Origin of the sequence: Bradyrhizobium sp. SZCCHNGR1005 (genome assembly GCF_032489995.1) — a bacterium.
Classification (GTDB): domain Bacteria; phylum Pseudomonadota; class Alphaproteobacteria; order Rhizobiales; family Xanthobacteraceae; genus Bradyrhizobium.
Map to the genome: position 1 here is coordinate 42,252 of NZ_JAUEZC010000007.1, position 25,646 is coordinate 67,897.

Below are 25,646 nucleotides of genomic sequence, written 5' to 3' on the forward strand. Positions count from 1 at the left end.
AACATCAACAACTTGATCGGATTTCTTGACCCTTTCAAGGCCGCGCCTTGGATGTGACCGGATTGCGGCGATCGTTCAAGGTGCAACGTTCCGTATATCCACCGTCGCGCAAGGTGGCAAAACGTTGCGGCGGGTCTGACGCGCGGGAGGGCGTCATTGACGCATCGCGAAGAATTCGCCTAATAATCTGGATTATCCGGCGCGCTGGGCCGTGCTTTGCTTTCCACAGGTCATTTCCATGAACAAGGTCTATCCCGACGCCAAAACGGCCCTCGCCGGCCTTCTCAAGGACGGCATGACCATCATGTCGGGGGGCTTCGGTCTTTGCGGCATCGCCGAGACCTTGTCGGACGCCATCCGCGACTCCGGGGTCAAGAATTTGACCGTGATCTCCAACAATGCGGGCGTCGACGGCATCGGCCTGAGCCGTCTGCTGGAGACGCGGCAGATCAAGAAGATGATCTCGTCCTATGTCGGCGAGAACAAGCTGTTCGCCCAGCAATATCTGGCCGGCGAGCTGGAACTGGAGTTTTGCCCGCAGGGAACCCTCGCCGAGCGCATCCGCGCCGGTGGCGCAGGGATCCCCGCCTTCTTCACCAAGACCGGTGTCGGAACCCTGGTCGCTGAGGGCAAGGAAGTCCGCGAGTTCGACGGCGAGAAATACCTGATGGAGCGCGGCCTGTTCGCCGACCTTGCCATCGTGCACGCCTGGAAGGGCGACACCGCGGGCAATCTGGTTTACCGCAAGACCGCGCGCAATTTTAACCCGATGATGGCGACCGCGGCGAAAGTGACGGTGGCGGAGGTCGAGCATCTCCTGCCGGCAGGCCAGATCGATCCGGACCACATCCATACGCCCGGTATTTTCGTCAAGCGCATCGTTCAGGTCGGGACTGCGTTGAAGCGCATCGAGCAGCGCACCGTGCGCAAGCGCGAGACCGCCGCCGCAACCGGAGAGGAAGTCTGATGGCCTGGACCAGAGAGCAGATGGCGGCGCGCGCCGCCAAGGAGCTGCGTGACGGCTTTTACGTCAATCTCGGCATCGGCATTCCCACTTTGGTGTCGAACTACATCCCGCCCGGCGTCGATGTGGCGTTGCAGAGCGAGAACGGCATGCTCGGCATGGGGCCGTTCCCTTATGAGGGCGAGGAGGATCCCGACCTCATCAACGCCGGCAAGCAGACCGTCACCGAGTTGCCGATCACCAGCTATTTCTCCTCGGCTGACTCGTTCGCCATGGTGCGCGGCGGCCATATCGACCTGTCGATCCTCGGCGCCATGCAGGTCGCTCAGAACGGCGATCTCGCCAACTGGATGATCCCCGGCAAGATGGTGAAGGGCATGGGCGGCGCGATGGATCTCGTCGCCGGGGTCAAGCGCGTGGTGGTCGTGATGGAACACAGCGCCAAGGACGGTCCGAAGCTCTTGAAGCAATGCACGCTGCCGCTGACCGGCGAGCGCGTCGTCGACATGGTGGTCACCGACCTCGCGGTGTTCACGATCGACAAGCACGGCAACGACGGCATGGCGTTGATCGAGCTCGCCGACGGCGTCACGCTCGATGAGGTGAAGGCCAAGACCGAGGCCGAGTTCCGCGTCGCGCTGACCAACACCTAGAACGTCCGCCAAGGAAGGTCCGCCAAGGAGTTCGCGTGTCAAAGGACAGACGCGCGCCTCTTCCCGGATATCCTGTGCGCCAGACTACGACGACCGGAGTGTTGCTTTGAGCCGGCTCGCCATCCGGTCCGTCCACGATGGCTGCTCGCGCACCAGGCGAAAGCCGAGATTGTTCGGCGGCGTCCCGGCGGCGCAGCCGCCGGCGCGGGCGTCGCGAATGAAGTCGGTGACATAGGCGCGATGCGCGCCTTCGGCGATCCGCACACCGCAATTCGCATAGCTCTTGATCGTGCGCCCTGCATCGTCCCGGACGTTGCGCGTGAAGCAGGTCGAGGTCCACTCCCAGACATTGCCGGCAAGATCGGCCAAGCCGTTTTCATTGACGCCGAAACTGCCGAACCTCTGGGGCTGCTGCCCTTCGGATGCGCCCTGTTCGCGCTCGTAGCGTTCGATCCAGCGCCGCGAGGGGTCTTGCGTGTCGACCGCAATGCCATCATCGCGGAAGCGACTGCCCGCCGCATAGGCCCATTCGGTATCGGTCGGCAGGCGATAGGTGTCGCCCGTCTTGCGTGAGAGCCAGGCGGCATAGGCCACCGCATCGTGCCAGCTCACCTGCACGGCCGGAAGGTCGATCGCGATGGCGACATCGCGGTCCAGGGCGCGACATGCGCGGTCATCGACGCAGGCCTGATAATCCGTGGCGCTGACCTCGGTCTTCATGATGGCGAAGGGGCGATCGACGCGAATCGTCGTCAACGGCGCGTCGCTCTGCTGGCCCTTGCGGGTGAAGTCGCCGGACTCACGATAGGCCATGGTGCCGCGCGCGATCTCGACGAGCGCCGGCGCCGGATAGCCCGGGTCCGCTGCACTCCGCAGTTCGCCGGTGAGCGGCGCCAGTGCAAGGGGGCCGGCCAAGCCGGCAGCGCACGCAAGCGCCAGTTTGATCTTGAAGGCGAGCAGCATGGCGGCCTCCGAGTGTTGAGGGGGAAAGGGGGGCCGGGCTCGGCCCCCGAGATTGGACGGTTCCGGGCGTCAGTTGGTGGGGCTGCTTGGTATCTCGGCGGGCGCCTTGACCTGGGTCATCAGGTCGTCGTTCCACTTGCCTTCGACCTTGAAGTGAGCGGTCGCGCCGAGGTCGGCGGCTTCGATCAGGTTGTGCGTCACATAGGCGTAGATGCCGGGCTGCAGGAACTTGTACATCGCAGCTCCAGCCGAGCCGCCGCGGATGAACCAGGTCTCGAGTCCGGTCTCCGGCGGGTTGGAAAACTTGCCGGTCTCCCAGACGTAGTCGCCATGGCCGCCGATCAGATGCGGGCGGCTGTCGCGATTGGCCTGCGAATGCACGATCAAAACGTTGTCGCCGACATTGGCGGTCAGCGCGTTCTTGCCGGTCAGCGCGCCGACCTTGCCGTTGAAGACGACGTGGGTCGGGATCAGCTTGCGCATCACCTCTTCGGTGTCGGCGTAGGCGTCGCCCGGCGAGTCGTAGGATTTGAAATTGCCCTTCTCGTCCCGCGGAATGTAGAGGTCCTGTTCGCCGATGTAGTAGATCTTGTCGTAGTGCAAGGGATGGCCGTGGCCGTCGTTCAGTCCGTCGCGCGGCAGCACCATCACGGCGCCGTTCATGCCGGAGACGACATGCCAGGGAATCATCGGGCCGCCCGGCGCGCAGTGATAGACGAAGACGCCGGTGCGGGTCGCCTTCCAGCGCAGCACGACCTGTTCGCCGGGGTTGATCAGCGTGAGCGCGGCGCCGCCGAGCGCGCCGGTCGCGGAGTGGAAGTCGATGTTGTGCGGCATCGTGTTGGTCGCGGGATTGACCAGCGTCACCTCGACATAATCGCCCTCGTGCACGACCATCAGCGGGCCCGGCATCGAGCCGTTGAAGGTCATCGCCTGCATGGTCGTGCCCTTCTCGTCGATCACCATCTTCTTTTCCTGGATCACGAGCTTGAACTCCATGATCTTCGGACCCTGCCTGGTTGCCTGTTCGTGCGGATGGACGAAGGGCGGCGCGACCAAATCCACTTTCTGGCGCGGCAGCTTGAGGTCGTCGGCGAAGGCGGGCGCGGCCAGCATCATCGTTGCAACGGCTACGCTGAGGAGAGCGGCTCGGCGGGTCAACATGTGATCGCTCCTTGATCGGATCTGTTGTGGTGCCACGATCACCATGCGCCTGTTCGCCGCAAGCTTGTTTGTGCTGCAGCAATCTTCTGCGCATCTGCAGCAGACAATGCGCAGGGCTGAGCCATGCAACTAATTAGCAGAACGCTCGCCGTGCGGTGGCGCCGCCGAAGCAAAGCGCGAGGAGCAAACATCTACATGAGGACAGCTGGGACGCCGGCGGCGATCTAATTCGGCCAGCGAGCCGCGAGCAGGACGGCGCCGGTGAGCGCGGCGGCGAAAGCCGCCGTTGCGACGACCAAGCCGACGACGGTGCGGAGTGGTCCGCCGAAACCTCCGCCCGCGGCGGAATCGTCGCGGAAGGGTTCGAAGCGATCGGATTGTGGAATATGCCCGCGGATGCTGGTCAGGACAGCGAAGACCCGGATCAGCATTTCCAGACCGTGCATGTAGACCTCCGACTCGTCGATCGAGGCAGCATAATGGCGCGAAATTCGACCCGCGACTTTGAGGAAGCTCAAAGTCCGCCGCGAAAATTGCAATTTAATTGCTCAGCACGGTACTGGCTTCCGGCCAAAGCGGCAGGAGCCATCCCGGATGCGGAACTTCGGAATACGGCGGTAGGTAGACATGAGGTCAGATCTGGCAGTCCATTACGGGCAGGAGCGTCTGCCCCGCTATACGAGCTACCCGACCGCGCCGCATTTCTCGCAAGCCGTCGGACCTGCCACTTATGCCGACTGGCTGCGGGCGATTCCGCCGCATGCCACGGCATCGCTCTATTTGCATGTCCCGTTCTGTCGGCAGATGTGCTGGTACTGCGGCTGTAACACCATGGTCGCCAAGCGCGACGAGCCAGTCTCGGTGTATGAGTCGGCACTCCGCTGCGAGGTCGACCTTGTGGCGCGCAAGATCGGCCGCAGGCTGCAAGTCGGCCATATTCACTTCGGCGGCGGCACGCCGACGATCATGGCCCCCGATTCATTCGTCGACCTGATCGGATTGCTGCGCCATGTCTTCTTCGTGCGGCCGTCGGCCGAGATTGCAGTTGAGATCGATCCGCGGACGCTGACCGTGCCGATGATCAAGGCGCTGTCGCTCGGGGGTGTCAACCGGGCAAGCCTCGGCGTGCAGAGCTTCGACCCCGTCGTGCAGCAGGCGATCAATCGCGTGCAGAGTTTCGAGCAGACTGCGGCAGTGACCGGCAGCCTGCGGAAGGCCGGAATCTCCGGCATCAATTTCGATCTGATCTATGGGCTGCCGCATCAGAACGTCGCATCCTGCCTGGATACGGTCCACCGCTGCGTGGACCTGCGTCCCGATCGCTTTTCGGTGTTCGGCTACGCGCATGTTCCTTCCTTCAAGAAACATCAGCGCATGATCGCGGAGGCGTGGCTGCCGGACAGCGCGCAGCGCTACGACCAGGCCTGCGCGATCGCGAATGCGTTGAAGGAAGCCGGTTACGTCCAGATCGGGCTCGACCATTTCGCGCTGCCCACGGATTCGATGACGATTGCTTTCAACGAAGGGCGGCTGCACCGCAATTTCCAGGGCTACACCACCGACAGCAGCGAGGTGCTGATCGGCTTCGGCGCTTCGGCGATCGGACAGTTGCCGCAGGGCTATGTGCAGAACCAGACGCAGGTCCGCGCCTATGAGGAAGCCATCGCCTCCGGCGGGTTTGCCACCGCAAAGGGTTATGCGCTGACCGACGACGACAGGCTGCGTGCCGATATCATCGAGCGGATCATGTGCGACTATGGCGTCGACCTCGAGACGGTCTGTGCGCGTCACGGCGCCGAGCCGGCCGCGATGCTGAAATCAGCGCCGCGGCTGCAAGAACTGCTCTCCGACGGTGTGGTCGAACTCCATGGCAAGACGCTCGCCGTTGCGGAAGGTTCCCGCTTCCTGGTGCGCAGCGTCGCCGCGGCATTCGATGCGCATCTCGATTCCTCCAAGCAGTTGCACAGCCGCGCGGTCTGATCGTCGCGTCCCGCCGCAACGAGGAACCCCTGGCGTTCCGCTCGAATTCGTTCGATGCGGAGGCAAGGTTGTGTGCGGTTCATCGGGGGATGACCGGGAAGCGATGCGGTGGAGTTTGTGCTGGCACAATCACGCGCCGACAGCCACCGGTTAGGTTTCCGGTCAATCGATCAATGACCCGGAATGAATGAGGGAAAGAGCAGATGGCCATTCCCCGCTATCGCGAGCATCAGGGCTTGCCCATTCTCGCCAATGGCTTTCGACCATTTTTCCTGCTCGGCGCCATCCAGGCCGCGCTGACGATCCTGGTCTGGCTGCCGGTGTTCTATGGCGAGCTGAAGCTGACCTCGGCCTTTGCACCGCGGGACTGGCACGTCCACGAGATGCTTTATGGCTACCTGCCTGCCGTCATCACCGGATTCCTGCTCACCGCGATTCCGAACTGGACCGGACGGCTGCCGCTGCAGGGCATGCCGTTGCTGACTCTGGTGATAGCCTGGATCGCCGGCCGATTGGCTGTCACCTTTTCCGCCGGGGCGAGCTGGTGGCTCGTGCTCGTGATCGATGCCGGTTTCCTTGCGCTCGTCGTCGCAGCAACTGCGCGGGAAATCATCGCCGGCAGGAACTGGCGCAATCTGCCGGTGGTCGGCCTGGTCACCCTGCTACTGGCGGGCAATGTCGGCTTCCATCTCGAAGCCCATGTCCACGGCACGGCCGACACCAGCATCCGCATCGGTGTCGCCGTCGTCGTGCTGCTGATCGCGCTGATCGGCGGCCGCATCACGCCGAGCTTCACCCGCAACTGGCTGGTTCGCCAAAATCCCGGACGCCTGCCGGTGCCGTTCGGCCGCTTCGATGTCGTGGTCATGCTGATCAGCGCGTTTGCGCTGCTCGGCTGGATCGTGATTCCGGACAGTGCATTCACGGGTGCTGCACTGGCATTTGCCGGCTTGCTGCACATCGTTCGGCTGGCGCGCTGGGCCGGCGATCGCACCGTGCGGGAGCGGCTGCTTGTCATCCTCCACGTCGGCTACGCTTTCGTGCCGCTCGGCTTCCTGATCAATGCGGCTGCGAGCTTTGGCGTCGTGCTGCCGAGCGCGGGCCTCCACGCCTGGATGGTGGGAGCCGCCGGCGTGATGACGCTCGCGGTGATGACGCGCGCAACCCTCGGCCATACCGGCCAGCAATTGACGGCCTCACCCGCGACACAGGCGATCTATGCGGCGATCGTTGTTGCAGCGGTCACACGCATCTGCGCCGCGGTGGCGCCGGCGCATGGCGAGATCGTGCTATACGTCGCAGCCTTCGCCTGGGTCCTCGCCTTCGCCGGATACGCGTTGGCCTATGGTCCGTTGCTGCTCGGGCTGAAGCGGCGCGCGCTTGCAGTCCATTCAGCCTAGGCTCTGATTCCGCGCCATCGCGCGCGAGAACACCACTTCCATCAGCGTGCCGGATTTCGGCGCTGGCTTGATGTGGAATTGCGCGCGGTTGGCTTCGACCAGCGCCTTGGTCAGCGACAGGCTGAGACCGGACGTCTCGGACGCCTGATCCGATGGCGGGCGCGAACGGAACGGCTCCAGCGCTGCCGCGACCTCCTGGGCGTTGAGTGCGTGGCCGGTGTCGCGCACGCGCAGGACCACCTCGCCGAAATCGGAGAGTGCGGTGGAGACGATGACCTGGCCGCCGGGATTGGCCAGCGAAATCGAGCTTGAGATCAGGTTGAGCGAGATCTGGCGCAGCGCGCGTGCATCCGCCACCACCGGCGGCAGCGCATGCGACAGCGAACTGCGGATGATGATGCGGGCCCGGTTGGCCTGGGGCTGCATCACGGCGACGCAATTCTCGACCAGTTCGTTCAGATTCTGATTGCTGAAGCTGAGCTCGATCCTGCCGGTCTCGACGCGCGAGAGTTCGAGCATATCGTCGATCAACGCAACCACCCGCTCGCCGGAAGTGCGGATGTCCTTCAGATAGTCGACGTAGCGCTTGTTGCCGATCGCGCCGAAGCGCTCGCCGATCATCACTTCGGCAAAGCCGATGATCGCGTTCAGTGGCGCGCGGACCTCGTGGCTGATCCGTGCCAGCATGTCGGCCTTGGCGGTGGCCGCGCGGTCGGCGAGCCGGCGCGCCTGCAACAGTTCGTTCTCGCCGCGGCGGGCCTGCGACAGATCGCGAACCACGGCAAAGAAATTCGGGCCGTCAGGCCGCGTTCGCCCGATGGTCATCGTGAGCGGAACGATGCCGCCCTGGCGGAGCCGCCCAAGCACCTCGCGCGGCTGCTCCAGGACGGTGGTGGCGCCGGCTTGGCGCACTCCGTCCAGATAGTCCAGCACCAGCCGCGTGCTGTCCGGCGCAAACAGTTCAATGAGATTGCGACGCACGAGTTCGGGGCCGTCATAACCGAACAGCGCCTCCGCGCTGCGGTTGCAGGCGTGGATGTTGCCGCCGGCATCGAACATCAGCACGCCTTCGGCCGTGACGTCGAGAATGGCGCCGAGATCTTCCGCATCCGCATGGCCGGCCTCGGGCGGCGTCATCACCAGCGGAGGCGGCGGCGCCGGCGCAGCTGGCGGTTCGACCGGTGCGGTGTTCTGGGGCGGCGGAGAGTTCGCAGGCGGCGCAAAAACCAGGGCGTGCGCGATATCGCCATCCCAGGCGATCGTGAATAGCCGGGCTGCGGCTTTCTGTCCCTCGCTCGCCGGCCCGTCGGCGACCGAGATCGTCACCGGCGTGCCGGCCCCGGCCGTGCTCGCGCTCGGCGATGCGCCCAGCTCGACATAGAGCGCATCGAGCCCGCCGGCTTGCTCCAGCGCAGCCAGATCGGGATAACCCATCTGCGCGAGAAATGCGCCGTTGGCATAGAGCAGCCGGTCGAGCCGATAGATCAGGACGGCGGTCGGCAGCAGGTCCAGCAGGATGCGATCGCGCTGACTGTCGCCTTGCACCGGCGGCGGCTCAGGGCTCAGCCAGTCGGCGTGGCTATCGGCCGCGCGCGCGTCGGCTGCGAACGGATCGAGCGGGGAGGTGTCACCCGATGACTCGAAAGGCGGCTCGCTCACGCGCTGGCTGCTCTCCATCTCGGACATTGCCGTGAGCAGTTCCGTGGGCGCCGCGCGCATTTCGCCTTCGAGCCGGGCCGACAATTGCCGTGCAAGTTCATGGAAGGCATTGTTCTCCACCGCTGTCAGCGCCGGAAACCTGCTCTCGCCGGGCGGCCGGAACGGCACGACGTTGCCGGCCGGCTCCGCGCCATTGTCAGTGGTTGCCGAAATGGCCGGCGACACCTGGTCGTGGGGCGCACCGACCAGGGTGGACGGCGAGGACGGCACATCTTGGGCGGAGGCGTGTTCGGCTTCCGCGGCAACGATTTTGCTCGAAGGGGCAGGTGCCTCGACATCTGCCGCACCCGAATGTTGGTCGGTATGACCGTCGCCGATCGGATTTGGCTCGGCCGCGGCCTCGATCGAATTCGCCGCGTCAGCAGGCGCCGCCGCCTCGGCGGCGCGATCGATCAGCAGGACTTCGGACGGCGCCTCGTTGGAGAGCTCGGGTGCTTCATAAGCCGGTGGGGCCGGCGTCTCGTCGCTTGTCATCGTGCTTGTAAGCTCGCTCGCTTCTTCCGGCATGGCAGCCGCGTCGTTCGTTTGCGGCAAGGGCGGCTGCTCTGCATCCGCCAGCGGATGCGCGTGCGGGGTTTCGCTCCTGCCGGGCATCCGCGCCAGGACGAGCCCGATCTGCTGGCCGCTGCCGACGCGGTACAGCACGGCCCGCGCAGGACCGAACTGAACCTCCGCCTGGCCGTCGGCAATCGCCAGGTCGCGCGCGCCCGCAAGACCCCCGTCGGCAAGATCGCGATAGCCGAACATGAGCCGACCGGCGGTGCTGGCGCCTGCGAACAGACCATCCCGCGTGAACGCGATCAGCGCGGCCTCGCTGTTCGCGACCAGCCGGTGCAGGCGCTCCACCAGCGGGATGCTGCGGCCGGCATTGTCGGTGCTGGTGATCAACACGGCATGGGAGCCGTCGGGGAGGTCGATCCTGGCGCAGCCGCAGGTCGCCAGCGTGCCGAGCGGAGCGCCGAAGCCGCGCAATCGCTCGAGCCGCATCGCGCCGTTCTCGGGCAGTCGGCGCCACAGCTGGACGATCTGACGCCGATGCACGTCGGCCGGGCCGAACGACCTCGCGGCCAGGGCCGTGGTGTCCGTCGCGCCGAATGCCTTGGCGCCGATCGGATTGGCCCACAGCACCCGGCGGCCATCGGCCGACCACAGCCACGCGGGCAGCGCGCCCACGGTATGAACGGCCAGCCGGGGATCGCTCAAGCCGAGCAGCTGGAGATCGGTTTGACTCATATCGGTCGTCGAACGGCTCTTTGGGGTGGTCGAAACGGACGCCGCGGACGGCAAGCTTAACGAAAGGTTACTATCGCCTGTTTTAGGAGGCGAGGTCCACGGCCGGGCTGCCGGCAGGTCCGGCGAAACCTTGGATAACCTTAACCTGTCCCGGATGTTCCGGCGGGACGGCCTTGCGCCCGGGCACTTCCGCAAAAGTTGCATGTTGCAATTTGACCCCGGACGTCCACCATGCCGAGGGGAGGCACGTCATACCGGCGCAGCGATCGCAGGGTAGATTGGTACTGGTCCGCTCGGAGCGGGCAAGCTCCGCGGATATCAGAAGGCGGGCCGGAGGGGCGTAGCCGGCCGATCCGAGTACAGCAGAAGTCCAGCAGAGAGGAATGGGACGATGACTGAAAATGGTCGTGCATTCGAGATGCCCAAGGAAATGCGGTCGATGGCCGAGGCGAGCTTCGAGCAGGCGCGCAAGGCCTTCGAGAAATTCCTCGCCAGTGCGCAAGCCACCGCCGGCACGTTGGAAGAACGTGGTGCCACCGTTCGCGCCGGAGCCAAGGATATCGGCGCCAAGGTGATCTCCTATGCGGAGAAGAACGTGCAGTCCTCGCTGGACTACGCGCAGTCGCTCCTGCATGCGAAGGATCTGGCCGAGGTGATGCGGCTGCATAGCGAGTTCGTCCAGGCCCAGATGCGCGCGCTCGCGGAGCAGGCCAACGAGATGGGCCAGGCGGTCAGCAAGGCCGCGATGGATGTGGCCAAGCCGAAATCTTAAACTGTATCAGTGGCTTGGGAATTCATCCAAGCGCTCCCAGTTCGATGCCTCTGTGCAGCGCCATAAAATTGCTTTGCGTTGCACAAAAACGACATTATCTCTTTCTACGGGAGGTTGCTCTCAGGGGCACTTCCTCTGCGTGATCCGATTCGACCACCCGGCCAACCGGCCGGGCAACCGTACTGATTGCTTCGAAGGATACATGCCATGACCAACGCCACCGATCCGTTCTCTGCCTCCATCATTCCGTTCGAGGTCCCTGAGCAGATGCGTGCATTTGCTGAAAAGGGCGTCTCGCAGGCCCGCGAGAGCTACGCCAAGTTCAAGGACGCGGCGGAAACCCATAACAGTGCCATCGAGGCCTTTTTCGCCAACGCCAGCAAGGGCGCCGGCGAATATTCGGCCAAGGTGATGGAATTCACGAAGGCCAATACCACCGCGAACCTGGACTTCGCCCAGCAGCTGCTCGGCCTCCGCTCGCCGTCGGAAGCGTTGGAGCTGTGGAGCTCGCATGCGCGCAAGCTGGTCGAGACGTTCGCCGTCCAGGCCAAGGAACTCGGCGAGCTCGGCCAGAAAGTGGCCACTGAGGCCGTCGAGCCGATCAAGGAAAGCGCCTCGAAGCTGTTCAAGACGGCCGCCTGAGCCTGCGATCCGCGGTCCCCGGCATCGGGACCGCAACGCATGAATCGAGCCAAAGAATCAACCCGAGCCCGGGCTCTCCGCCTGGGCTCGGTCGTTCCGGAGAGCGGTTGAAAAATCGCTTCCCTAGGCGGGGGACTTTGCTTCGCCCGGCCTTGCCAAAGCCGCGCATTGCACCTAGTTTCCGCCCCGTTCGGCGCCCCTTTGCAGGCGCCAATTGCGGATGCAGTTGTAGCTCAGTTGGTTAGAGCGCCTGTCTGTGGAACAGGAGGTCGGTGGTTCGAGCCCACCCAACTGTACCAGTTAAGGTGCTGAGAAACATTCACTTTCCTTGACTGCGCTTTCTGGCGCCAGAGTAGACGGCCTTCAAGGAACCACCGCGGAACCACGCGGACCATTTTTGAAGTCCGCAAGATGACCGACGACGAAGCAACTGACCCCTCCTCGCAGCCGCGCCTCCAACCGTTGCCTGATACATCGTCGTTTGATGCAGCCGCTGCTCTGATCGCTACTTGGAGGGCGAGGCTGAGATCACCTAACATGTCAACCGGCGGTGCCGTGGAGGTTCCTCCCCCTCCGCTCGAAAGCTTCGCCCCGCAAAACCCTGCCCCGGACCTATCGCGATTTGATGAACCGCAGCTCGATTCCCTTTCCACGCCACCCGACGTCAGTGGGTTGGAGAGTGACGAAGCGGTCGAAGTCATCAAAGAATGGTTCCTCTCGAATTTCGAAGACCCGGCTATGGAGACGCCCCGAGACGACGGGGAGTTTGTCTACATCTGGGGCGGCCCTTATGACGCTCGAGACGTGATCTCCGATGCATTCGGCGATGCCGCATCTGAAAGCGTAATCGAAGCCGCCATTGAGGCGGTTGAGGCTGAAGGGGTGTTCGACTGGGCGCCCCACGGCAGACGAACACAGCCGCCAGACGACCAGGAAACGCCAGACCAGCGCGACCCGACAGAACTGCATCGGGAGATGATGCAGCGCATCGAGTCCCTTGAGGACGCGCTTGCTAGGCTCTCACCGGATCATGGAGGCATCGGCCATAATCAGCCTCCCGAGCCGATCGAGCCGCTTCCCTTTGGGGACCTTGACCGCGAGGCCGTCGAAACTGCTCTTGTCGTCTTGAGGTCTCAGCCTCCGGAGCCGGCGCAGACCCCTCAAGAGGCAGTCGTTGCGGCGAATACGCTGCTATCGTTCGGACAACGACTTCGCGACTATCTCGAAAAGCAGGCGGATATTTTCGTCACCGAAGCGGTGAAAGCGGCCGGCTCTGAGGTCGGGAAATGGGTCGTGCGATTGCCGCTTTGGATGCTTGTCGCGGACCGGCTGATCGCAGTTGCCGAAGCGGCGCGGCAATGGTTCGGTTCACTCGGGATAGGGCTCTAAGCCCGATCTCGTGGCGCAGCTATTCGGAGCGTAGCCGAGACGAAAGATGCCGGAAGGAGGGAGGCATGGGCCAAGCGCGGGGTCGCGTTCTTTCAGAGCCGGCCGCGGCGAATTGCAGCAGCAACTGATCGCAGCATGGACGGCGCTCCAGCGCCACCGAGCGGCGCGCAACCGGCATCAGGCCGCAAAGGCGCGGCATGAAATGCGCAATTGGCAGGTCGAACGCCGCAAGCGCACGCGGCATCTCATCGAGCTCGGTGGACTCGTCGTCAAAGCCGGCATCGTAGGGCTCGCCGGGGATGATCGGGCGACGATCTTAGGGGCATTGCTCTGGGCAGCCGATAAGCTCCGCAGCGACAAAGGCGAAGAGGCCCGCAAGCTGTGGGCGACAAAAGGCCGGCCCGAATTAGAGGCGATCGCGGCAAAAGGTCACGAGCGAACTGTGTAACCAGTTCGTCGCTCATGCAACGCGATATCTCATTGCGTCAGTATTCGCGCAAGAAAATGGGTGAAATGCGAGCGGCTCACAAGTGTTCCGCGCAATCTACAAAAGTCGAGCCGATGCGGCAGCGATGCGCTGGCAGGCGTCGCGAAGCTCGGCCGCTGAGGTGGCGTAGGAGATCCGGAAATAGGGCGCGAGGCCGAAGGCCGAACCCGGGATGACGGCAACGCCGGCGGTGCGCAGAAGATAGTCTGCGAACAGGGTATCGTCTTCCACGACGCGGCCCTCCGGCGTGGTCTTGCCGATGAGGCCTGCACAACTCGCGAACGTGTAGAAGGCGCCCTCGGGGACGCGACAGCTGATGCCTTCGATGCTGTTCAACGCGTTGACGACGAGGTCGCGCCGCTGCTGAAACGAGCGGCAGCGGTCGGCGATGACATCCTGCGGTCCTGTCAGCGCCTCGATTGCGGCGGCCTGGCTGATGGACGAGGGGCAGGAAGTTGATTGGCTCTGCACGACGGCCATGGCCTTGATCAGCGCGCTGGGGCCGGCGCCGTAGCCGATGCGCCAGCCGGTCATCGCATAGGCCTTTGAGACCCCGTTCACCGTCAGCGTGCGGTTGCGCAGCGCCGGCTCGATGGCGACTGGCGTCACGAAGCGAAAGCCGTCGTAGACGATGTGCTCGTAGATGTCGTCGACCATGAGCCAGACATTGGGATGCTTCAGCAGAACGTCGAGGATCGGCCGATACTGGTGCTCCGAATAGGCCGCTCCCGACGGATTCGACGGCGAGTTCAGCATCAGCCAGCGCGTACGCTGCGTGATGGCGCGTGCAAGATCCTCGGCCGAGAGCCGAAACCCGTCGGCTTCCGAGCACGGCACGAGAACGGGCGTCCCGCCGGCGATCGCCACGATGTCGGCGTAGGTCACCCAGAATGGCGTGGGGATGATGACTTCATCGCCGGGGTCCAGCGTTGCCATCATGGCGTTGAATAGCACCTGCTTGGCGCCGGCCGAAACCGTGATCTCGTCCTGCGCGAAGTCGAGTCCGTTGTCGCGCTTGAACTTGGCACGGATGGCGGCCTTCAGCTCGGGCGCGCCGTCGAGAACGGTGTACTTGGTCGCGCCGTCCCGCATCGCCCGCGCCGCGGCCTCCTTGATCGGCTCGGGCGTGTCGAAATCAGGTTCGCCCGCGCCGAGGATGATGACATCCCGCCCCTCGCGCTTCATCTGCGCGGCGAGCCCGCTGATCTTCAGAATCTCCGACACGCCGATGGTGGACAGCCGCTGGGCCGGCTTGAACGGAGATGGCGACTTGGCGATCACGTTCACGGGCGGCTCCTCTCAGGCGATATCGAACTTGACACCCTGGGCGAGCGGTAGCGTGCGTCCGAAGTTGATGGTGTTGGTCGCGCGCCGCATATAGGCTTTCCAGGCGTCCGAGCCCGACTCGCGTCCGCCGCCGGTCTCCTTCTCGCCACCGAACGCGCCGCCGATCTCGGCGCCGGAGGGGCCGATGTTCACGTTCGCGATTCCGCAGTCGGATCCGCGCGCTGACAGGAAGGTTTCCGCCTCGCGTAGATCGTTGGTGAAGATCGAGGACGACAGACCCTGCGGGACGTCATTGTGCAGCTCGAGCACCGCGCCGAGATCGCGATAGGTCATCACGTAGAGAATTGGCGCGAAGGTCTCGTGCCTGACGGGACCGGTCTGCGCGGACATCTCGACCAGCGCCGGGCGCACATAATAGGCCTCGTCGGCTCCCGCCAGCGCAACGCGCTCGCCGCCGAGCACGTGGCCGCCAACGGCACGCGCCGCCTCGAGCGCTTTCTGCATCGCCGAATAGGCCAGTTGATCGATTAACGGCCCCACGAGAGCGTCGGTCTGGAGCGGATTGCCGACCGTCACGCTCTGATAGGCCCGCTTCAGACGCGGTACGAATGCGTCGTAGACCGTCTCGTGGACGAAGAGACGCCGCAGCGTCGTGCAGCGCTGGCCGGCCGTCCCCATGGCAGCAAAGGCGACGCCGCGCAGCGTCAGATCGAGGTCCGCCGTCGGCGTCACGATCGCGGCGTTGTTGCCGCCGAGCTCGAGGATCCCCCGCGCAAATCGATTGGCGAGCCGCGGGCCGACTGCACGGCCCATGGCTGTCGATCCCGTCGCCGAGACCAGCGGGACCTTGGCGTGATCGACCAGGATCTCTCCGATGTCACGCCCGCCGAACAACACCACGGACAGCGCGTCGGGGGCTGATCCGCCATCCCGCCTGAAGCGTTCGAGCGCGCGCGCGAACAGCGCCTCGGTGGCGAGGGCGGTCAGCGACGTCTTCTCCGACGGCTTCCAAACGATGCTGTTGCCGCACACCAAAGCAAGCGCCGCATTCCAGCACCACACCGCCACGGGAAAATTGAACGCGGAGATGATGCCGGTCACACCGAGCGGATGCCACGTCTCCATCATGCGGTGCGCGCTGCGCTCGGTGGCGATGGTCAGGCCATAAAGCTGGCGCGACAGGCCGACAGCGAAGTCGCAGATGTCGATCATCTCCTGGACCTCGCCCAGGCCCTCCGAGGCGATCTTGCCGACCTCGATCGAGACTAGCCTGCCGAGCGCCTCCTTGTTGGCGCGCAACTCCTCGCCGAGCAGCCGCACCAGCTCACCGCGCTTCGGCGCAGGGACCTGCCGCCATTCCAGAAAGGCGGCGTGCGCCTTGTCGATCTCGACGGCCGCCTGGGCGGCGCTGACCTCGTGCACGCGCCCGGTGATCTCGCCAGTGATCGGAGTTCGTGCCACCAGCGTGCCGCCTGTGTGCCGACTCGGCTCGACGCCGAGCTTGGCGAGCAATGCGTCCACTTCGCCGGCGAGCGATGTGATGGAACGAGACGGCGTATCGGTCATGGCAAACGGCCTTTGAACGGTAGATTGGATGAGTTGTTGCGATCTGCCCGCTGCTAACCGGCGACCGCCGTGCGTCCGAGATTTGATGATGTCAGCTGCAGCAGAGCCTGCTGCAGCGAATCCTGCTCCGCCCTCGCGTATAGCTCCATTTCATCGCAAACCTTGGCGCCGAGAGCGACCTCGAATGCGGACCGGTTGGCGTTGGACGCGTAGGTCTTCTGGTCCTCGGAGCCGAGATTCGACTGGAAGATGCCCGCGGCGCTCACCGGCAGAAAATCCTCGTAGACGATCGGATCGAAGCGCAACAGCCCCTCGGCAATTAGATCAGCGACGGAGGACGTCCGAGCGTGGCCCGATCCGGCCCCGGCCTCGGTCACCGAATAGCGGAAGAAGGCCAGGCCTTCGCGTCGCAGCGTTGCCCAGTCGTCGGGAAACGCCTCAAAACGTTCGGCCAGTCTTTCGGAGTAGCTGCGCGGGCTCGCCTCGCGGCCGCCAGTCTCCCGTGCCGACGCAAGCAGCGCGTCGTAGAGCGCGCGCCCTTCCGGCGTCAAGGCCACGCCGCGCTGCTCGATCTCGCCGAAGCGCGCGGTATGTGTTCCGGGCGCGGATGTGCCGTCGGCTCGCTTGAAGATGATAGGTTCCTCAAGCGCCTTGAAGCTGGTCTGGCGCAGCAGGATCGGGCAGTTGCGGCGCGGCGGGCCCTCGATGACGGCCTTCGGGGCGATGCCGCGTCCCGGCATTGCGGCCTGGACGGCATCGATGTCGAGCGTGCGCGGCGTCAGATGATTGATGTGGGGACCCCTGAAGCTCACCACGTCGGCAATCAGCCGATGCGCATCGTGCAGCTGCTCGTAGACGTCGAGGCTGACCGTCGCCTCGCTGTGCCAGCGGAAGGTCTCCAGCGCTTCGCCGACGAACTCCTCGGCCTGCGCGACGGTCAGGTAACCCCGCGTCTCGAACACGTCCACGAGGTCCAGGGTGCGCGGCGTGAAGATGCTGCGCTCGCCAAGGATGCGCTCGGCGTCCGCGCGTAGCGCGTCGTCCTCGATCAGCTCCAGGCGCAGCAGCGAGGTGAAAACCCGAAACGGATTGCGGCGCAGAGCTGCATCGTCGATCGGGCGAAACGCCGTCGCATGCACCGGCACGCCCGCGGCCGACAGGTCGTAGTAGCCGACCGGGTGCATGCCCATCACGGCAAACACGCGGCGCACGTTGAACAACTCCTCCGCGCGTCCCAGGCGGATCGCGCCGTGACGCTCGAGGCTCAATCGCTCGAGTTCGTCGCTCCGCTCGAGGCTCGCGCGCAACTGCTCGCTCTCTTGCAAGGTCGCCCGATTGACCTCGCTCACCAGCTCCATCAGGGTTCCGTATTGCGGCACCTCGGCGCGGTACATGTCCGACATAGCGCGCGAAAACAAGGTGCGGATGTCGTCGGCGTCCGCGTGCAGTGCTCGCATCGGAGATCTCCAGTGGGGCCGGACCAGCCTGATCGTGCGAGGCCCTGATCGCTCAGTCATGCAATTTGATCATGACATCTGCAGATTAGACTTGCCGCTGGGGCCGGTTCAAACAATGTTTGCTCAGAAGATCATTCTGAATTGGAATGACCAAATGAGCACCCAGACACCTCGCCGCTTCCTTCCCTCCACCGCGGTTCTCGCCGCCTTCGAGGCGACGGCCCGCACCGGCAGCATGACCATGGCGGCGCAGGAGCTTCAGCTGACGCAGAGCGCGGTCAGTCGGCAGATCAAGATCCTGGAGCAGCAGCTCGAGGCCGAGCTCTTCATTCGGGAACGTCAGACGGTGCGGCTCACCTCCGCCGGCGCGTCCTATGCGCGCGAGATCCGCGACGCGCTCCACAAGATCAGCTCCGCCTCGTTGAACCTGCGGGCCAATCCGGGCGGGGGAACGCTCAACCTCGGCATTCTCCCGACGTTCGGGACGCGCTGGCTGGCGCCGCGGCTGCCGCAATTTCTCGCGGCCAATCCCGGGATCACGATCAACCTCGCGACGCGGCTGTCCTATTTCGATTTCGGCGCGGAGGCGCTGGATGCCGCGATCCATTTCGGCCAGGCGGAATGGCCGGGCGCAGAAATGGCCCTCCTGCGCTCCGAGCAGGTCATTCCGGCGTGTAGTCCCGGCCTGAAACGGGAGTATCGCTTTCGTGCCGCGGGCGATCTCCGGCGGGCGCCGCTGCTCAGCATCTCGACTCGTTCCCAGGCCTGGACGCGCTGGTTCGCGATGCACGACGTCGCAGCGCGGCCCACTCAGGGAATGGTGTTCGATCAGTTTGCCACCGCGGCGCAGGCCGCGATGGCCGGCCTGGGCGTGGCCTTGTTGCCGACGTTCCTGATCGAGGAGGAGCTTGCGAGCCGCAAGCTGGTCCGGGCCATCAATCTGCCAATGGAAAGTCCCGAGCGCTACTACCTGGTCTGGCCGTCGGAGCGTGCGGCCTATCCGCCGCTTCGAGCGTTCCGGGAGTGGCTCATCGCGGTGACCGCGCCTGATCGATAGACAGGCAGGGGCTGACTGGAAGAAGTGCTGGACCGTTTTGGCCAGAACGTAATAATTTCCCTTCGTTCTGCTCAGAAACGATCAATTCGGAGAGGTAAGATATGGCCCGCCCCGCGGACGCCAGGAAGGATCAGGACCTCATCAACATCCTGATGGTGAACGCGCGGACCTCCATTTCCGATCTTGCGAAGGCGCTCGGCGTGTCCCGGGCGACCGCGCAGGGGCGATTGGCAAGATTGGAAAAGGACGGAACGATCGCCGGCTACACCGCGATCCTGGGCAAGCAGGCGCATGTGACCTCGATCTCGGCGATCATCCTGATCGAGCTGGAGGTGAGGCAGCAGGGCAACGTCATTGCCGCGCTGCGCAAGAAAGCTGAAGTCGTCGACTGCTACACGCTGAGCGGCCCGTTCGATCTTTTCGTCAAGATCAACTGCGCGACGTCGGCGCATCTCGACGAAATCATCGACTGGATCGCCGAGATGGAAGGTGTTCGACGCACCACGTCATCGATTCTTCTCGCCAGAAAATTCGAAAGGTGAACAAGGCCTGGGCAAAGCCTGCCTCATTGCCGTCCTTCTTGCTTCGATTGTTAGCAAGATGTCTCGTTTCCCGTCGAAACGAGTCTTAGTCCGGCGGTTTGCAACTATATTCTTCGTATAACCGGCGGTTTGGATATTTATGCCGCGCCTATGCTCCTGAATAACAACTGAGAACAAGGAGCATTTGAAAATGAACGGTGCAACCGCGCTGGTGAGCATGCTGTCCGGATATGGCGTCGACGTCATCTTCGGCGTCCCGGGCGATACCAATGTCGCGCTCTATGAGGCTCTCAGAACGACGAAGGGCGCGCCCCGCCACATCCTGTGCCGTGACGAACGTTCGGCGGTGTTCATGGCGGACTGCTATGCGCGCCTGTCCGGAAAGCCGGGAGTCGCGGAGGTGCCGAGCGGGGCCGGTGCGCTGTACGGTCTGCCCGGCGTCGCCGAAGCCAACAAATCGTCGGTGCCCCTCATCCTGCTGGTCAACGACATTCCGCAGCCCGGCGTCGGGCGCGGCACCCTGACTGAGCTGCCCGTCCAGGATCTGTTCAAGCCGATCAGCAAGCGGGCCGAGACGCTCGCTCATGTGCGCAAGCTGCCCGAGGTCGTGCGCCGCGCCTTTCGCGAGGCGACTGGCGGTCGGCCCGGCGCCGTCGTCCTCGCGCTGCCGGAGGACATTCTCTACCAGGATCTGCCCAGCGAGGGCGTCTCGCTGCATGTCGAGCCGCAATGCAGGCAGGCGCCGTCCTACAGGAGCAGGCCCGCCGACGCCGATCTCGACAGCGCGCTGGGCGCCATCCTCGCCGCCGAGCGTCCGCTGATCGTTGCGGGCGGCGGCGCCAATCGATCCGCAGCGGCGGAAGCCATCACCGCCTTTGCCGAGCGTCTCGGCATTCCCGTCGTCACGACGATCACCGGGCAAGGTGTCATTCGCGACGACCACAGGCTCGGGATCGGAATCATCGGCGACAACGGCTTCCATCCGCACGCGGTGTGGGCGCTCGGGCGTGCCGATCTCGTGATCTATGTCGGCTGCCGCATGGGCTCGGTGGCCACCATGAATTGGCAGTGGCCGGTGCCAAACGGGGAGACCAGGATCGTTCAGGTCGATCTCGAGCCGGAAATCATCGGCAATACCTACGCCATCGATTTCCCGCTGGTGGGCGACGCGCGCGCGGTCGTCGAGGCCCTGATCGCCAAGGCCCCCGCCGATCGTGCGTCGGTGACCGCCGGGTGGGTCGACGACATCAACAACCGTCGCGCCGAGTTCTGGGACGTGATGGCGCCGCATCTGCAGAGCGACGAGGTACCGCTGCGGCCCGAGCGGGTGATCGAAACGCTCAACCGGTGCCTGCCGATGCCGTGCAACGTGGTGTCGGACGCCGGTACGCCGACGCCCTATGCGACGCGCTTTCTCCGCCTGCGCGATCCGCAGTCCAAGCTCGTGATCCCCCGCTTCTATGGCGGCCTCGGCTACGCCATTCCGGCGGTGATCGGCGCCTACTTCGCAGCGCCCCATCTGAAGCCCGTCGGCCTGTTCGGCGACGGCTCGCTCGGCATGTCGGCCGGCGAGTTGGAGACGCTCGCGCGCCTGCAAATTCCGGCTGTATTGATCCATTTCAACAATGCCTGCTTTGGCTGGATCAAGGCCCTGCAGCGGGTCGTCGATCGGGATCGCGCCCGCAAGGCGTCCGCGCCGGGCGCGGCCGTGCCGGCCAACGACCCGACATTCAGCGTCGACTTCGGCAAATACGACATGAGCCGGCTCGCGTCCGTCTACGGCATTCGCGGCTTCCGGGTCGAAACGCCGGCGCAACTGGAGGCGGCGCTGCGCGAGGCGTTCCAGTTGAACGAGCCGGTCTTCATCGACGTTGCGGTGGAATCCATCGCCGATCGCCTGCCGCCGGTATTCTCATGGCTGAAGAAGGTCGGGGCCGATCCGGCGGCCGTCGGCGTCCAGGCTGCTCTCTAGGAAGGGGTTCGATATGGCTCAATCATCGCGAAACATCGCCGTTCTCGGCGCCGGGCAGATTGGTACCGTGATCGCCGGCATGCTGGCGGAGCAGGGGCACAAGGTGACCCTGGCGGACGCATCGGACGCGCAGCTCGGCTTGAGTGCCGGACGCATCTTCGCTACCACAGTTGTGGATGCCGGAGACGTTGCTGCCCTCCGCGCCTTTCTGAAGGACCAGGAGATCGTCGTCAGCGCATGTCCGTATTTTCTCAACCGTGGCATTGCGCAGACCGCCGCGGAGACCGGCACCCATTATTTCGACCTCACCGAGGACGTCGCCACGACCGCCTATATCAAGGACATCGCAGCGGGCGCGGACGTGATGTTTGCGCCGCAATGCGGCCTGGCGCCGGGCTTCATCTGCGTACTCGGGGCCGAGATGGCATCGCGGTTCGATAGCGTGAAAACCATCAAGATGCGCGTCGGTGCGCTGCCGCTCTATCCGACCAATGCCTTGCGGTACAACGTGACCTGGTCCGTCGATGGGTTGATCAACGAATACTGCAACCCCTGCGAGATCGTGTTTGACGGCAAGCCGACGGCGGTGCCGGCGCTGGAGGGGGTCGAGGGCGTGATGATCGATGGCGTCGCCTATGAGGCTTTCAACACCTCAGGCGGGCTTGGCACTTTGACCGAGACCTTGGCGGGCAAGGTTCGCGACATGAGCTACAAGACCTTGCGCTACCCCGGACATGCCGAGATCATGAAGTTGCTGTTGCAGGGACTCGGGCTTGCGGACGACCGGGAGACCATGCGCCGCATCCTCAATCGCGCAGCTCCATTTACGCGCAAAGACGTCGTTGTGATCTTCGTCACCGGCATCGGTGAGCGCGACGGCCGCATGGAGGAGGACAGCATCGTCCTGCGCTACGATGGCCGACCCGAGCTCGGGGCGATCCAGCTGACGACGGCCGCGGGCTGTGTCGCGATGGTCGAGCTGTTTCTCGCGGGCAAGCTGCCGGCAAAGGGCTTTGTGCGCCAGGAAGATGCAAGCCTGTCCGACTTCCTGTCGACCCGTGAAGGTAGCCGGCTGGCCAGGGAGGCCCGTAGCACCGAAACGAGTGACTTTGTCGCACGGTTTGCTAGCAAAAGGGCGGCATGAGTGTGTCCGACCTCGCGGCATCGCAGTCCGGGGTCAAAAAATCAACTTTAAGAGGGGGAGTTTGAATGGTCAATCGTCGTGAAATCGGATCGCTTGTGGGACTTGGCGCGGCGGCCGCTGCGATCGCAGCGAGCTCGGCGGTGTCGCCGGCCCTTGCGCAGTCGCAACCGGAGAGCACGTTCGCGCAAATTCGCAGGACCAAGAAGCTCCGTATCGCTGGTATCGTCGGCACCGAGCCCTATTACCACAAGGACATCGCGACCGGACAATGGTCGGGCTTCTGCGTCAGCATGGCGACCGAGCTGGCCAAGGCGATGGAAGCCGAGATCGAGATCATCGAGTCGACCTGGGGCAACTCGGTGTTGGATCTCCAGGCCAACAAGATCGACATCATGTTCGGACTGAGCCCGACGCCGTCGCGGGCCCTGATCGTTGAATTTACCCGCCCGATCATGAACAACACGTTCACCATCATCGCGAAGCCCGGCTTCGAGCCGAAATCATGGGACGACCTCAACAAGCCGGAGGTGAAGGTGGCCGTGGATATCGGATCCACGCACGATCTCTATGCGCGGCGGACGCTGCCGAAGGCGACGCTGGTTGCGCTGAAGTCCCCGGATGAGGCCGTGCTGGCGGTGCAGTCGGGCCGGGCGGACTGCCTGATCCAGGTGGCGATGCTGTCGCTGGTGACCGTCAAGAAGAACGCGAAGGTCGGCAAGGTCATCATCCCGACGCCGGTTGCCGCGCAGCCGACCTGCTGCGGCGTGCGTGTCGATTCCGATACCCGCTTCCGCACCTATGTCGACAACTGGCTGGAATATAGCCGTGCCCTCGGCGCGCTGCGCGAATGGATCCTGGGGAGCCTTTCGCTCGTGAACATCCAGGAGCAGGACATTCCTCCGGGCCTCCAGTTCTGATGCTGTCGATCGATCTGCCCGCGTCCACGCATGACGCGGGCAGTTTTGCATCAGGGCTCTCCTGATTGCATCGCATCGTTGAAGGAATCGATGTTTGAAGGGATACGGCTTGACGCAGAATGATCGACACCCTCCGCTCGGCATCATTATGCTCGATGCAGCGATCCACCGTCCGCCAGGGGACGTCGGCAATTCCGCAAGCTGGCCGTTCGATGTGATCTTCAAGATCGTTCCAGGAGCATCCGCGCGTAAGATCGTCGGTGGCGATGACGCCGACCTCATGGATGCGTTCGTTAAAGCCGGTGACGAGCTGCATGCGGAGGGGGCCATCGGACTCACGACGTCGTGCGGCTTTCTGGCCGCACGACAGTGCGAGCTTTCCGCGAGGATGAAGCTGCCGCTCGCAACCTCGAGCCTTTTGCAATTACCCATCGTCGAGCGCTGCCTGTCGGCGGGCCGCCGAGCGGGCGTCGTCACCTACGATGCGAAGGCTTTGACCGAGAGGCATTTCGTTGCCGTCGGCGCCGACCCGGGCACGCCGCGAGTCGGGCTTCCTGCTGATGGCGCGTTGCGCGCGCATATCGAAGGCGATCGCCCCTATGATCGCGAATGGCTGCGGCGGGACGTTTTCGCAGCCGTCCAAACGCTTCTCTCCGGCGATCCGAGCATCGGTGCCATCGTGTTCGAATGCACCAACCTGCCACCGTTTTCCGACGAGGTGTCGCGCGCCTTCGGATTGCCGGTCTATGACGTCATCACACTCGGGCGCTGGTTCTATTCGGGGCTGACCCAGACCGCCTATTCGCAATCGTTTGGTATGGGGTAGGCGAGATGCATTACGAGTGGAGCTTCGGCTTCCTTCTGCAATACAGCAAGCTGATCGGCGTCGGTACGGCCTATACGATCGGCTTCACCATTCTCACCGCGATCGCCGGCTTCGTCGTCGGCTGCATCGTGGCGATCGCAAGCCTGTCCAACATACGGCTGATCTCGTCACCGCTGGTGATGCTCGTCGAGATCTTCCGCTGTACGCCGGTGCTGGTTCAGCTGGTGTGGATCTACTACGCGCTCCCGGTCCTGATCGGCGTTGAGCTGTCGCCTGCGGTGGCGGCCTTCATCTCCCTGAGCCTCTATGGCGGCGCGTTCTATTCGGAGATCATTCGCGGCGGCATCGTGTCGATCGATCCCGGCCAGTGGGATGCCGGGCGCGCCCTCGGCATGCGCCGCTTCGACCTGATGCGGCGCATCGTGATGCCGCAGGCGTTGAAGCGGATGATTCCGCCGCTGGTCAATCAGGCCGTGCTGCAGCTGAAGAACACCTCGCTTCTCTCCGTACTGGCGGTGCCGGACCTGCTGTATCAGGGGCAGTTGATCACGTCGGCGACCTACCGACCGCTCGAGACCTACACGATGATCGCTGTGATCTACTTCATCATCCTGTTCCCGATGACCCGTGTCGCGCGCGTGCTGGAAGCGCGCCTCGCGCATTGAGGTGGGCCGATGTCAACGAGCGAGGCGAATGCTCCCATGTCCGATGCCGCGATGATCGAGCTCATTCACGTGAAGAAATCCTTCGGGGCCGTGAGCGTGCTCAAGGACATATCTCTGCGCGTTCCGCGCGGGGGCGTCGTCGCGCTGATCGGGCCCAGCGGTTCGGGCAAGTCCACGCTGCTCAGGTGCCTCAATCTGCTGACCCTCCCGGAAAGCGGAGTCATCCGCGTCGGTCGGAGCACCATGGACTTCACGAATGGACATCAATTGCCTCGCGACAAGGATCTCGCAGCGTTTCGCGCGCGGACCGGCATGGTGTTCCAGAACTTCAACCTGTTTCCGCACATGTCGGTCATCCGAAACGTGATGGAGGGGCCCGTCACCGTCCTGAAGGTTCGGCCGGACGAGGCACGCCAGACGGCGCTGGCGCTGTTGGACAAGGTCGGATTGAGGGACAAGGCCGACGTCGCCCCGGACAAGCTGTCCGGAGGGCAGAAGCAGCGCGTGGCGATTGCCCGTGCACTCGCGATGAAGCCGGAGGTGATGTTGTTCGACGAAGCGACCTCGGCGCTCGATCCCGAGCTCGTCGGCGAAGTGCTGGCGGTCGTCCGCCAGCTCGCGGCCGAAGGAATGACGATGGTGCTCGTGACGCACGAAATGGCATTTGCGCGCGAAGTCGCCGACACCGTGGTGTTCATGCGCGATGGTGTCGTGGTCGAGGACGGACCGGCGCGACAGGTGATCGACACACCGCAGCAGTCGGCGACACGCGCCTTCCTCAGTCATTTCCATGGCGGCCGCTTGCCGGCCGCTGCGGCCACCGCGTGAAGACGCAAGGACGCAGCTT

General features: G+C 64.2%; 23 protein-coding genes, 1 tRNA gene and 1 pseudogene. 18 read left to right on the forward strand and 7 right to left on the reverse strand.

The window, feature by feature from the left end; translation table 11 throughout:
- Positions 1–238 precede the first annotated feature (238 nt).
- Positions 239–967 carry a CoA transferase subunit A gene (locus tag QXZ85_RS25790; protein WP_315701527.1) on the forward strand — a complete coding sequence of 243 codons (729 nt, stop codon included), beginning with the start codon at positions 239–241 and terminating at the stop codon, positions 965–967.
- Complete coding sequence (locus tag QXZ85_RS25795; RefSeq protein ID WP_315701526.1) at positions 967–1,617, forward strand: CoA transferase subunit B; 651 nt, start codon at positions 967–969, stop codon at positions 1,615–1,617. Before QXZ85_RS25790 ends, QXZ85_RS25795 begins: the two co-directional genes overlap by 1 nt.
- A gap of 84 nt (positions 1,618–1,701) precedes the next feature.
- On the opposite strand, the gene QXZ85_RS25800 is transcribed toward QXZ85_RS25795, so the two are convergent.
- From QXZ85_RS25800 to QXZ85_RS25810, 3 genes are all read right to left on the reverse strand, one after another.
- A complete protein-coding gene (locus QXZ85_RS25800; RefSeq protein WP_315744658.1) occupies positions 1,702–2,580 on the reverse strand; it encodes an SUMF1/EgtB/PvdO family nonheme iron enzyme in 879 nt (292 codons plus the stop codon).
- A 69-nt stretch (positions 2,581–2,649) separates the two neighbouring features.
- Complete coding sequence (nirK, locus tag QXZ85_RS25805; RefSeq protein ID WP_316175081.1) at positions 2,650–3,744, reverse strand: copper-containing nitrite reductase; 1,095 nt, start codon at positions 3,742–3,744, stop codon at positions 2,650–2,652.
- A 224-nt stretch (positions 3,745–3,968) separates the two neighbouring features.
- A complete protein-coding gene (locus QXZ85_RS25810; protein ID WP_315701523.1) occupies positions 3,969–4,190 on the reverse strand; it encodes a hypothetical protein in 222 nt (73 codons plus the stop codon).
- A 181-nt stretch (positions 4,191–4,371) separates the two neighbouring features.
- On the opposite strand from QXZ85_RS25810, the gene hemN reads away from it, so the two are divergent.
- Together hemN and QXZ85_RS25820 are read left to right on the forward strand one after the other, a co-directional pair.
- Positions 4,372–5,724 (forward strand): oxygen-independent coproporphyrinogen III oxidase, encoded by a 1,353-nt coding sequence (hemN, locus tag QXZ85_RS25815; protein ID WP_315730140.1) that lies wholly within the window; start codon positions 4,372–4,374, stop codon positions 5,722–5,724.
- Between the two features lie 203 nt (positions 5,725–5,927).
- Positions 5,928–7,124, forward strand: a complete 1,197-nt coding sequence (locus tag QXZ85_RS25820) for an NnrS family protein (protein WP_316175084.1) — start codon at positions 5,928–5,930, stop codon at positions 7,122–7,124.
- On the opposite strand, the gene QXZ85_RS25825 is transcribed toward QXZ85_RS25820, so the two are convergent.
- Positions 7,116–10,076, reverse strand: a complete 2,961-nt coding sequence (locus QXZ85_RS25825; RefSeq protein ID WP_315807054.1) for a histidine kinase dimerization/phospho-acceptor domain-containing protein — start codon at positions 10,074–10,076, stop codon at positions 7,116–7,118. The two genes, QXZ85_RS25820 and QXZ85_RS25825, sit on opposite strands and share 9 nt — an antisense overlap.
- Before the next feature lie 391 nt (positions 10,077–10,467).
- Between QXZ85_RS25825 and QXZ85_RS25830 the strand changes: the two genes are divergently transcribed.
- From QXZ85_RS25830 to QXZ85_RS25855, 6 genes and pseudogenes are all read left to right on the forward strand, one after another.
- A complete protein-coding gene (locus QXZ85_RS25830; RefSeq protein ID WP_315767481.1) occupies positions 10,468–10,848 on the forward strand; it encodes a phasin in 381 nt (126 codons plus the stop codon).
- A gap of 207 nt (positions 10,849–11,055) precedes the next feature.
- A complete protein-coding gene (locus QXZ85_RS25835) occupies positions 11,056–11,490 on the forward strand; it encodes a phasin (RefSeq protein WP_315701516.1) in 435 nt (144 codons plus the stop codon).
- Positions 11,491–11,712: 222 nt separating this feature from the next.
- Positions 11,713–11,789: transfer RNA gene (locus tag QXZ85_RS25840), tRNA-His, on the forward strand.
- Between the two features lie 112 nt (positions 11,790–11,901).
- Complete coding sequence (locus tag QXZ85_RS25845; RefSeq protein WP_315728881.1) at positions 11,902–12,879, forward strand: hypothetical protein; 978 nt, start codon at positions 11,902–11,904, stop codon at positions 12,877–12,879.
- Between the two features lie 18 nt (positions 12,880–12,897).
- Positions 12,898–13,080: pseudogene (locus QXZ85_RS25850) on the forward strand (conjugal transfer protein TraD); the annotation flags it as partial.
- Position 13,081: 1 nt separating this feature from the next.
- Positions 13,082–13,327, forward strand: coding sequence for a conjugal transfer protein TraD (locus tag QXZ85_RS25855; protein ID WP_315807056.1), 246 nt, complete (start codon positions 13,082–13,084; stop codon positions 13,325–13,327).
- Between the two features lie 96 nt (positions 13,328–13,423).
- On the opposite strand, the gene QXZ85_RS25860 is transcribed toward QXZ85_RS25855, so the two are convergent.
- Genes QXZ85_RS25860 through QXZ85_RS25870 form a run of 3 tightly spaced genes read right to left on the reverse strand, consistent with a single transcriptional unit; the run spans position 13,424 to position 17,676 of the window.
- Complete coding sequence (locus tag QXZ85_RS25860; RefSeq protein WP_315701513.1) at positions 13,424–14,653, reverse strand: pyridoxal phosphate-dependent aminotransferase; 1,230 nt, start codon at positions 14,651–14,653, stop codon at positions 13,424–13,426.
- A gap of 12 nt (positions 14,654–14,665) precedes the next feature.
- A complete protein-coding gene (locus tag QXZ85_RS25865; RefSeq protein ID WP_315701512.1) occupies positions 14,666–16,219 on the reverse strand; it encodes an aldehyde dehydrogenase family protein in 1,554 nt (517 codons plus the stop codon).
- A 53-nt stretch (positions 16,220–16,272) separates the two neighbouring features.
- On the reverse strand, positions 16,273–17,676 hold the full coding sequence (locus QXZ85_RS25870; RefSeq protein ID WP_315701511.1) for a VOC family protein: 1,404 nt from the start codon (positions 17,674–17,676) through the stop codon (positions 16,273–16,275).
- 154 nt (positions 17,677–17,830) lie between these two features.
- On the opposite strand from QXZ85_RS25870, the gene QXZ85_RS25875 reads away from it, so the two are divergent.
- The 8 genes from QXZ85_RS25875 to QXZ85_RS25910 all read left to right on the forward strand — a co-directional run bounded on the left by QXZ85_RS25875 (position 17,831) and on the right by QXZ85_RS25910 (position 25,627).
- Positions 17,831–18,733: a LysR family transcriptional regulator gene (locus QXZ85_RS25875; RefSeq protein ID WP_315701510.1), complete on the forward strand. Its 903-nt coding sequence runs from the start codon at positions 17,831–17,833 to the stop codon at positions 18,731–18,733.
- Positions 18,734–18,834: 101 nt separating this feature from the next.
- Positions 18,835–19,275, forward strand: coding sequence for an Lrp/AsnC family transcriptional regulator (locus QXZ85_RS25880; RefSeq protein ID WP_315701509.1), 441 nt, complete (start codon positions 18,835–18,837; stop codon positions 19,273–19,275).
- Positions 19,276–19,465: 190 nt separating this feature from the next.
- Positions 19,466–21,247, forward strand: a complete 1,782-nt coding sequence (locus tag QXZ85_RS25885; RefSeq protein WP_315730137.1) for a thiamine pyrophosphate-binding protein — start codon at positions 19,466–19,468, stop codon at positions 21,245–21,247.
- 13 nt (positions 21,248–21,260) lie between these two features.
- On the forward strand, positions 21,261–22,391 hold the full coding sequence (locus QXZ85_RS25890) for a saccharopine dehydrogenase family protein (protein ID WP_316175087.1): 1,131 nt from the start codon (positions 21,261–21,263) through the stop codon (positions 22,389–22,391).
- A gap of 65 nt (positions 22,392–22,456) precedes the next feature.
- Positions 22,457–23,308, forward strand: a complete 852-nt coding sequence (locus QXZ85_RS25895; RefSeq protein ID WP_315701506.1) for a transporter substrate-binding domain-containing protein — start codon at positions 22,457–22,459, stop codon at positions 23,306–23,308.
- Between the two features lie 109 nt (positions 23,309–23,417).
- On the forward strand, positions 23,418–24,134 hold the full coding sequence (locus tag QXZ85_RS25900) for an aspartate/glutamate racemase family protein (RefSeq protein ID WP_315701505.1): 717 nt from the start codon (positions 23,418–23,420) through the stop codon (positions 24,132–24,134).
- 5 nt (positions 24,135–24,139) lie between these two features.
- On the forward strand, positions 24,140–24,799 hold the full coding sequence (locus QXZ85_RS25905; RefSeq protein ID WP_315701504.1) for an amino acid ABC transporter permease: 660 nt from the start codon (positions 24,140–24,142) through the stop codon (positions 24,797–24,799).
- 36 nt (positions 24,800–24,835) lie between these two features.
- Positions 24,836–25,627, forward strand: a complete 792-nt coding sequence (locus QXZ85_RS25910; protein ID WP_315701503.1) for an amino acid ABC transporter ATP-binding protein — start codon at positions 24,836–24,838, stop codon at positions 25,625–25,627.
- The last annotated feature ends 19 nt before the right edge of the window (positions 25,628–25,646 follow it).

Coding starts and splice junctions, on each gene's coding strand:
- hemN (WP_315730140.1), top strand. CDS start 4,372: ATGAGGTCAGATCTGGCAGTCCATTACGGGCAGGAGCGTCTGCCCCGC.
- QXZ85_RS25830 (WP_315767481.1), top strand. CDS start 10,468: ATGACTGAAAATGGTCGTGCATTCGAGATGCCCAAGGAAATGCGGTCG.
- QXZ85_RS25855 (WP_315807056.1), top strand. CDS start 13,082: ATGCGCAATTGGCAGGTCGAACGCCGCAAGCGCACGCGGCATCTCATC.
- QXZ85_RS25825 (WP_315807054.1), bottom strand. CDS start 10,076: ATGAGTCAAACCGATCTCCAGCTGCTCGGCTTGAGCGATCCCCGGCTG.
- QXZ85_RS25890 (WP_316175087.1), top strand. CDS start 21,261: ATGGCTCAATCATCGCGAAACATCGCCGTTCTCGGCGCCGGGCAGATT.
- QXZ85_RS25810 (WP_315701523.1), bottom strand. CDS start 4,190: ATGCACGGTCTGGAAATGCTGATCCGGGTCTTCGCTGTCCTGACCAGC.
- QXZ85_RS25905 (WP_315701504.1), top strand. CDS start 24,140: ATGCATTACGAGTGGAGCTTCGGCTTCCTTCTGCAATACAGCAAGCTG.
- QXZ85_RS25885 (WP_315730137.1), top strand. CDS start 19,466: ATGAACGGTGCAACCGCGCTGGTGAGCATGCTGTCCGGATATGGCGTC.
- QXZ85_RS25820 (WP_316175084.1), top strand. CDS start 5,928: ATGGCCATTCCCCGCTATCGCGAGCATCAGGGCTTGCCCATTCTCGCC.
- QXZ85_RS25800 (WP_315744658.1), bottom strand. CDS start 2,580: ATGCTGCTCGCCTTCAAGATCAAACTGGCGCTTGCGTGCGCTGCCGGC.
- QXZ85_RS25835 (WP_315701516.1), top strand. CDS start 11,056: ATGACCAACGCCACCGATCCGTTCTCTGCCTCCATCATTCCGTTCGAG.
- QXZ85_RS25910 (WP_315701503.1), top strand. CDS start 24,836: ATGTCCGATGCCGCGATGATCGAGCTCATTCACGTGAAGAAATCCTTC.
- nirK (WP_316175081.1), bottom strand. CDS start 3,744: ATGTTGACCCGCCGAGCCGCTCTCCTCAGCGTAGCCGTTGCAACGATG.
- QXZ85_RS25875 (WP_315701510.1), top strand. CDS start 17,831: ATGAGCACCCAGACACCTCGCCGCTTCCTTCCCTCCACCGCGGTTCTC.
- QXZ85_RS25895 (WP_315701506.1), top strand. CDS start 22,457: ATGGTCAATCGTCGTGAAATCGGATCGCTTGTGGGACTTGGCGCGGCG.
- QXZ85_RS25845 (WP_315728881.1), top strand. CDS start 11,902: ATGACCGACGACGAAGCAACTGACCCCTCCTCGCAGCCGCGCCTCCAA.
- QXZ85_RS25795 (WP_315701526.1), top strand. CDS start 967: ATGGCCTGGACCAGAGAGCAGATGGCGGCGCGCGCCGCCAAGGAGCTG.
- QXZ85_RS25870 (WP_315701511.1), bottom strand. CDS start 17,676: ATGCGAGCACTGCACGCGGACGCCGACGACATCCGCACCTTGTTTTCG.
- QXZ85_RS25865 (WP_315701512.1), bottom strand. CDS start 16,219: ATGACCGATACGCCGTCTCGTTCCATCACATCGCTCGCCGGCGAAGTG.
- QXZ85_RS25790 (WP_315701527.1), top strand. CDS start 239: ATGAACAAGGTCTATCCCGACGCCAAAACGGCCCTCGCCGGCCTTCTC.
- QXZ85_RS25880 (WP_315701509.1), top strand. CDS start 18,835: ATGGCCCGCCCCGCGGACGCCAGGAAGGATCAGGACCTCATCAACATC.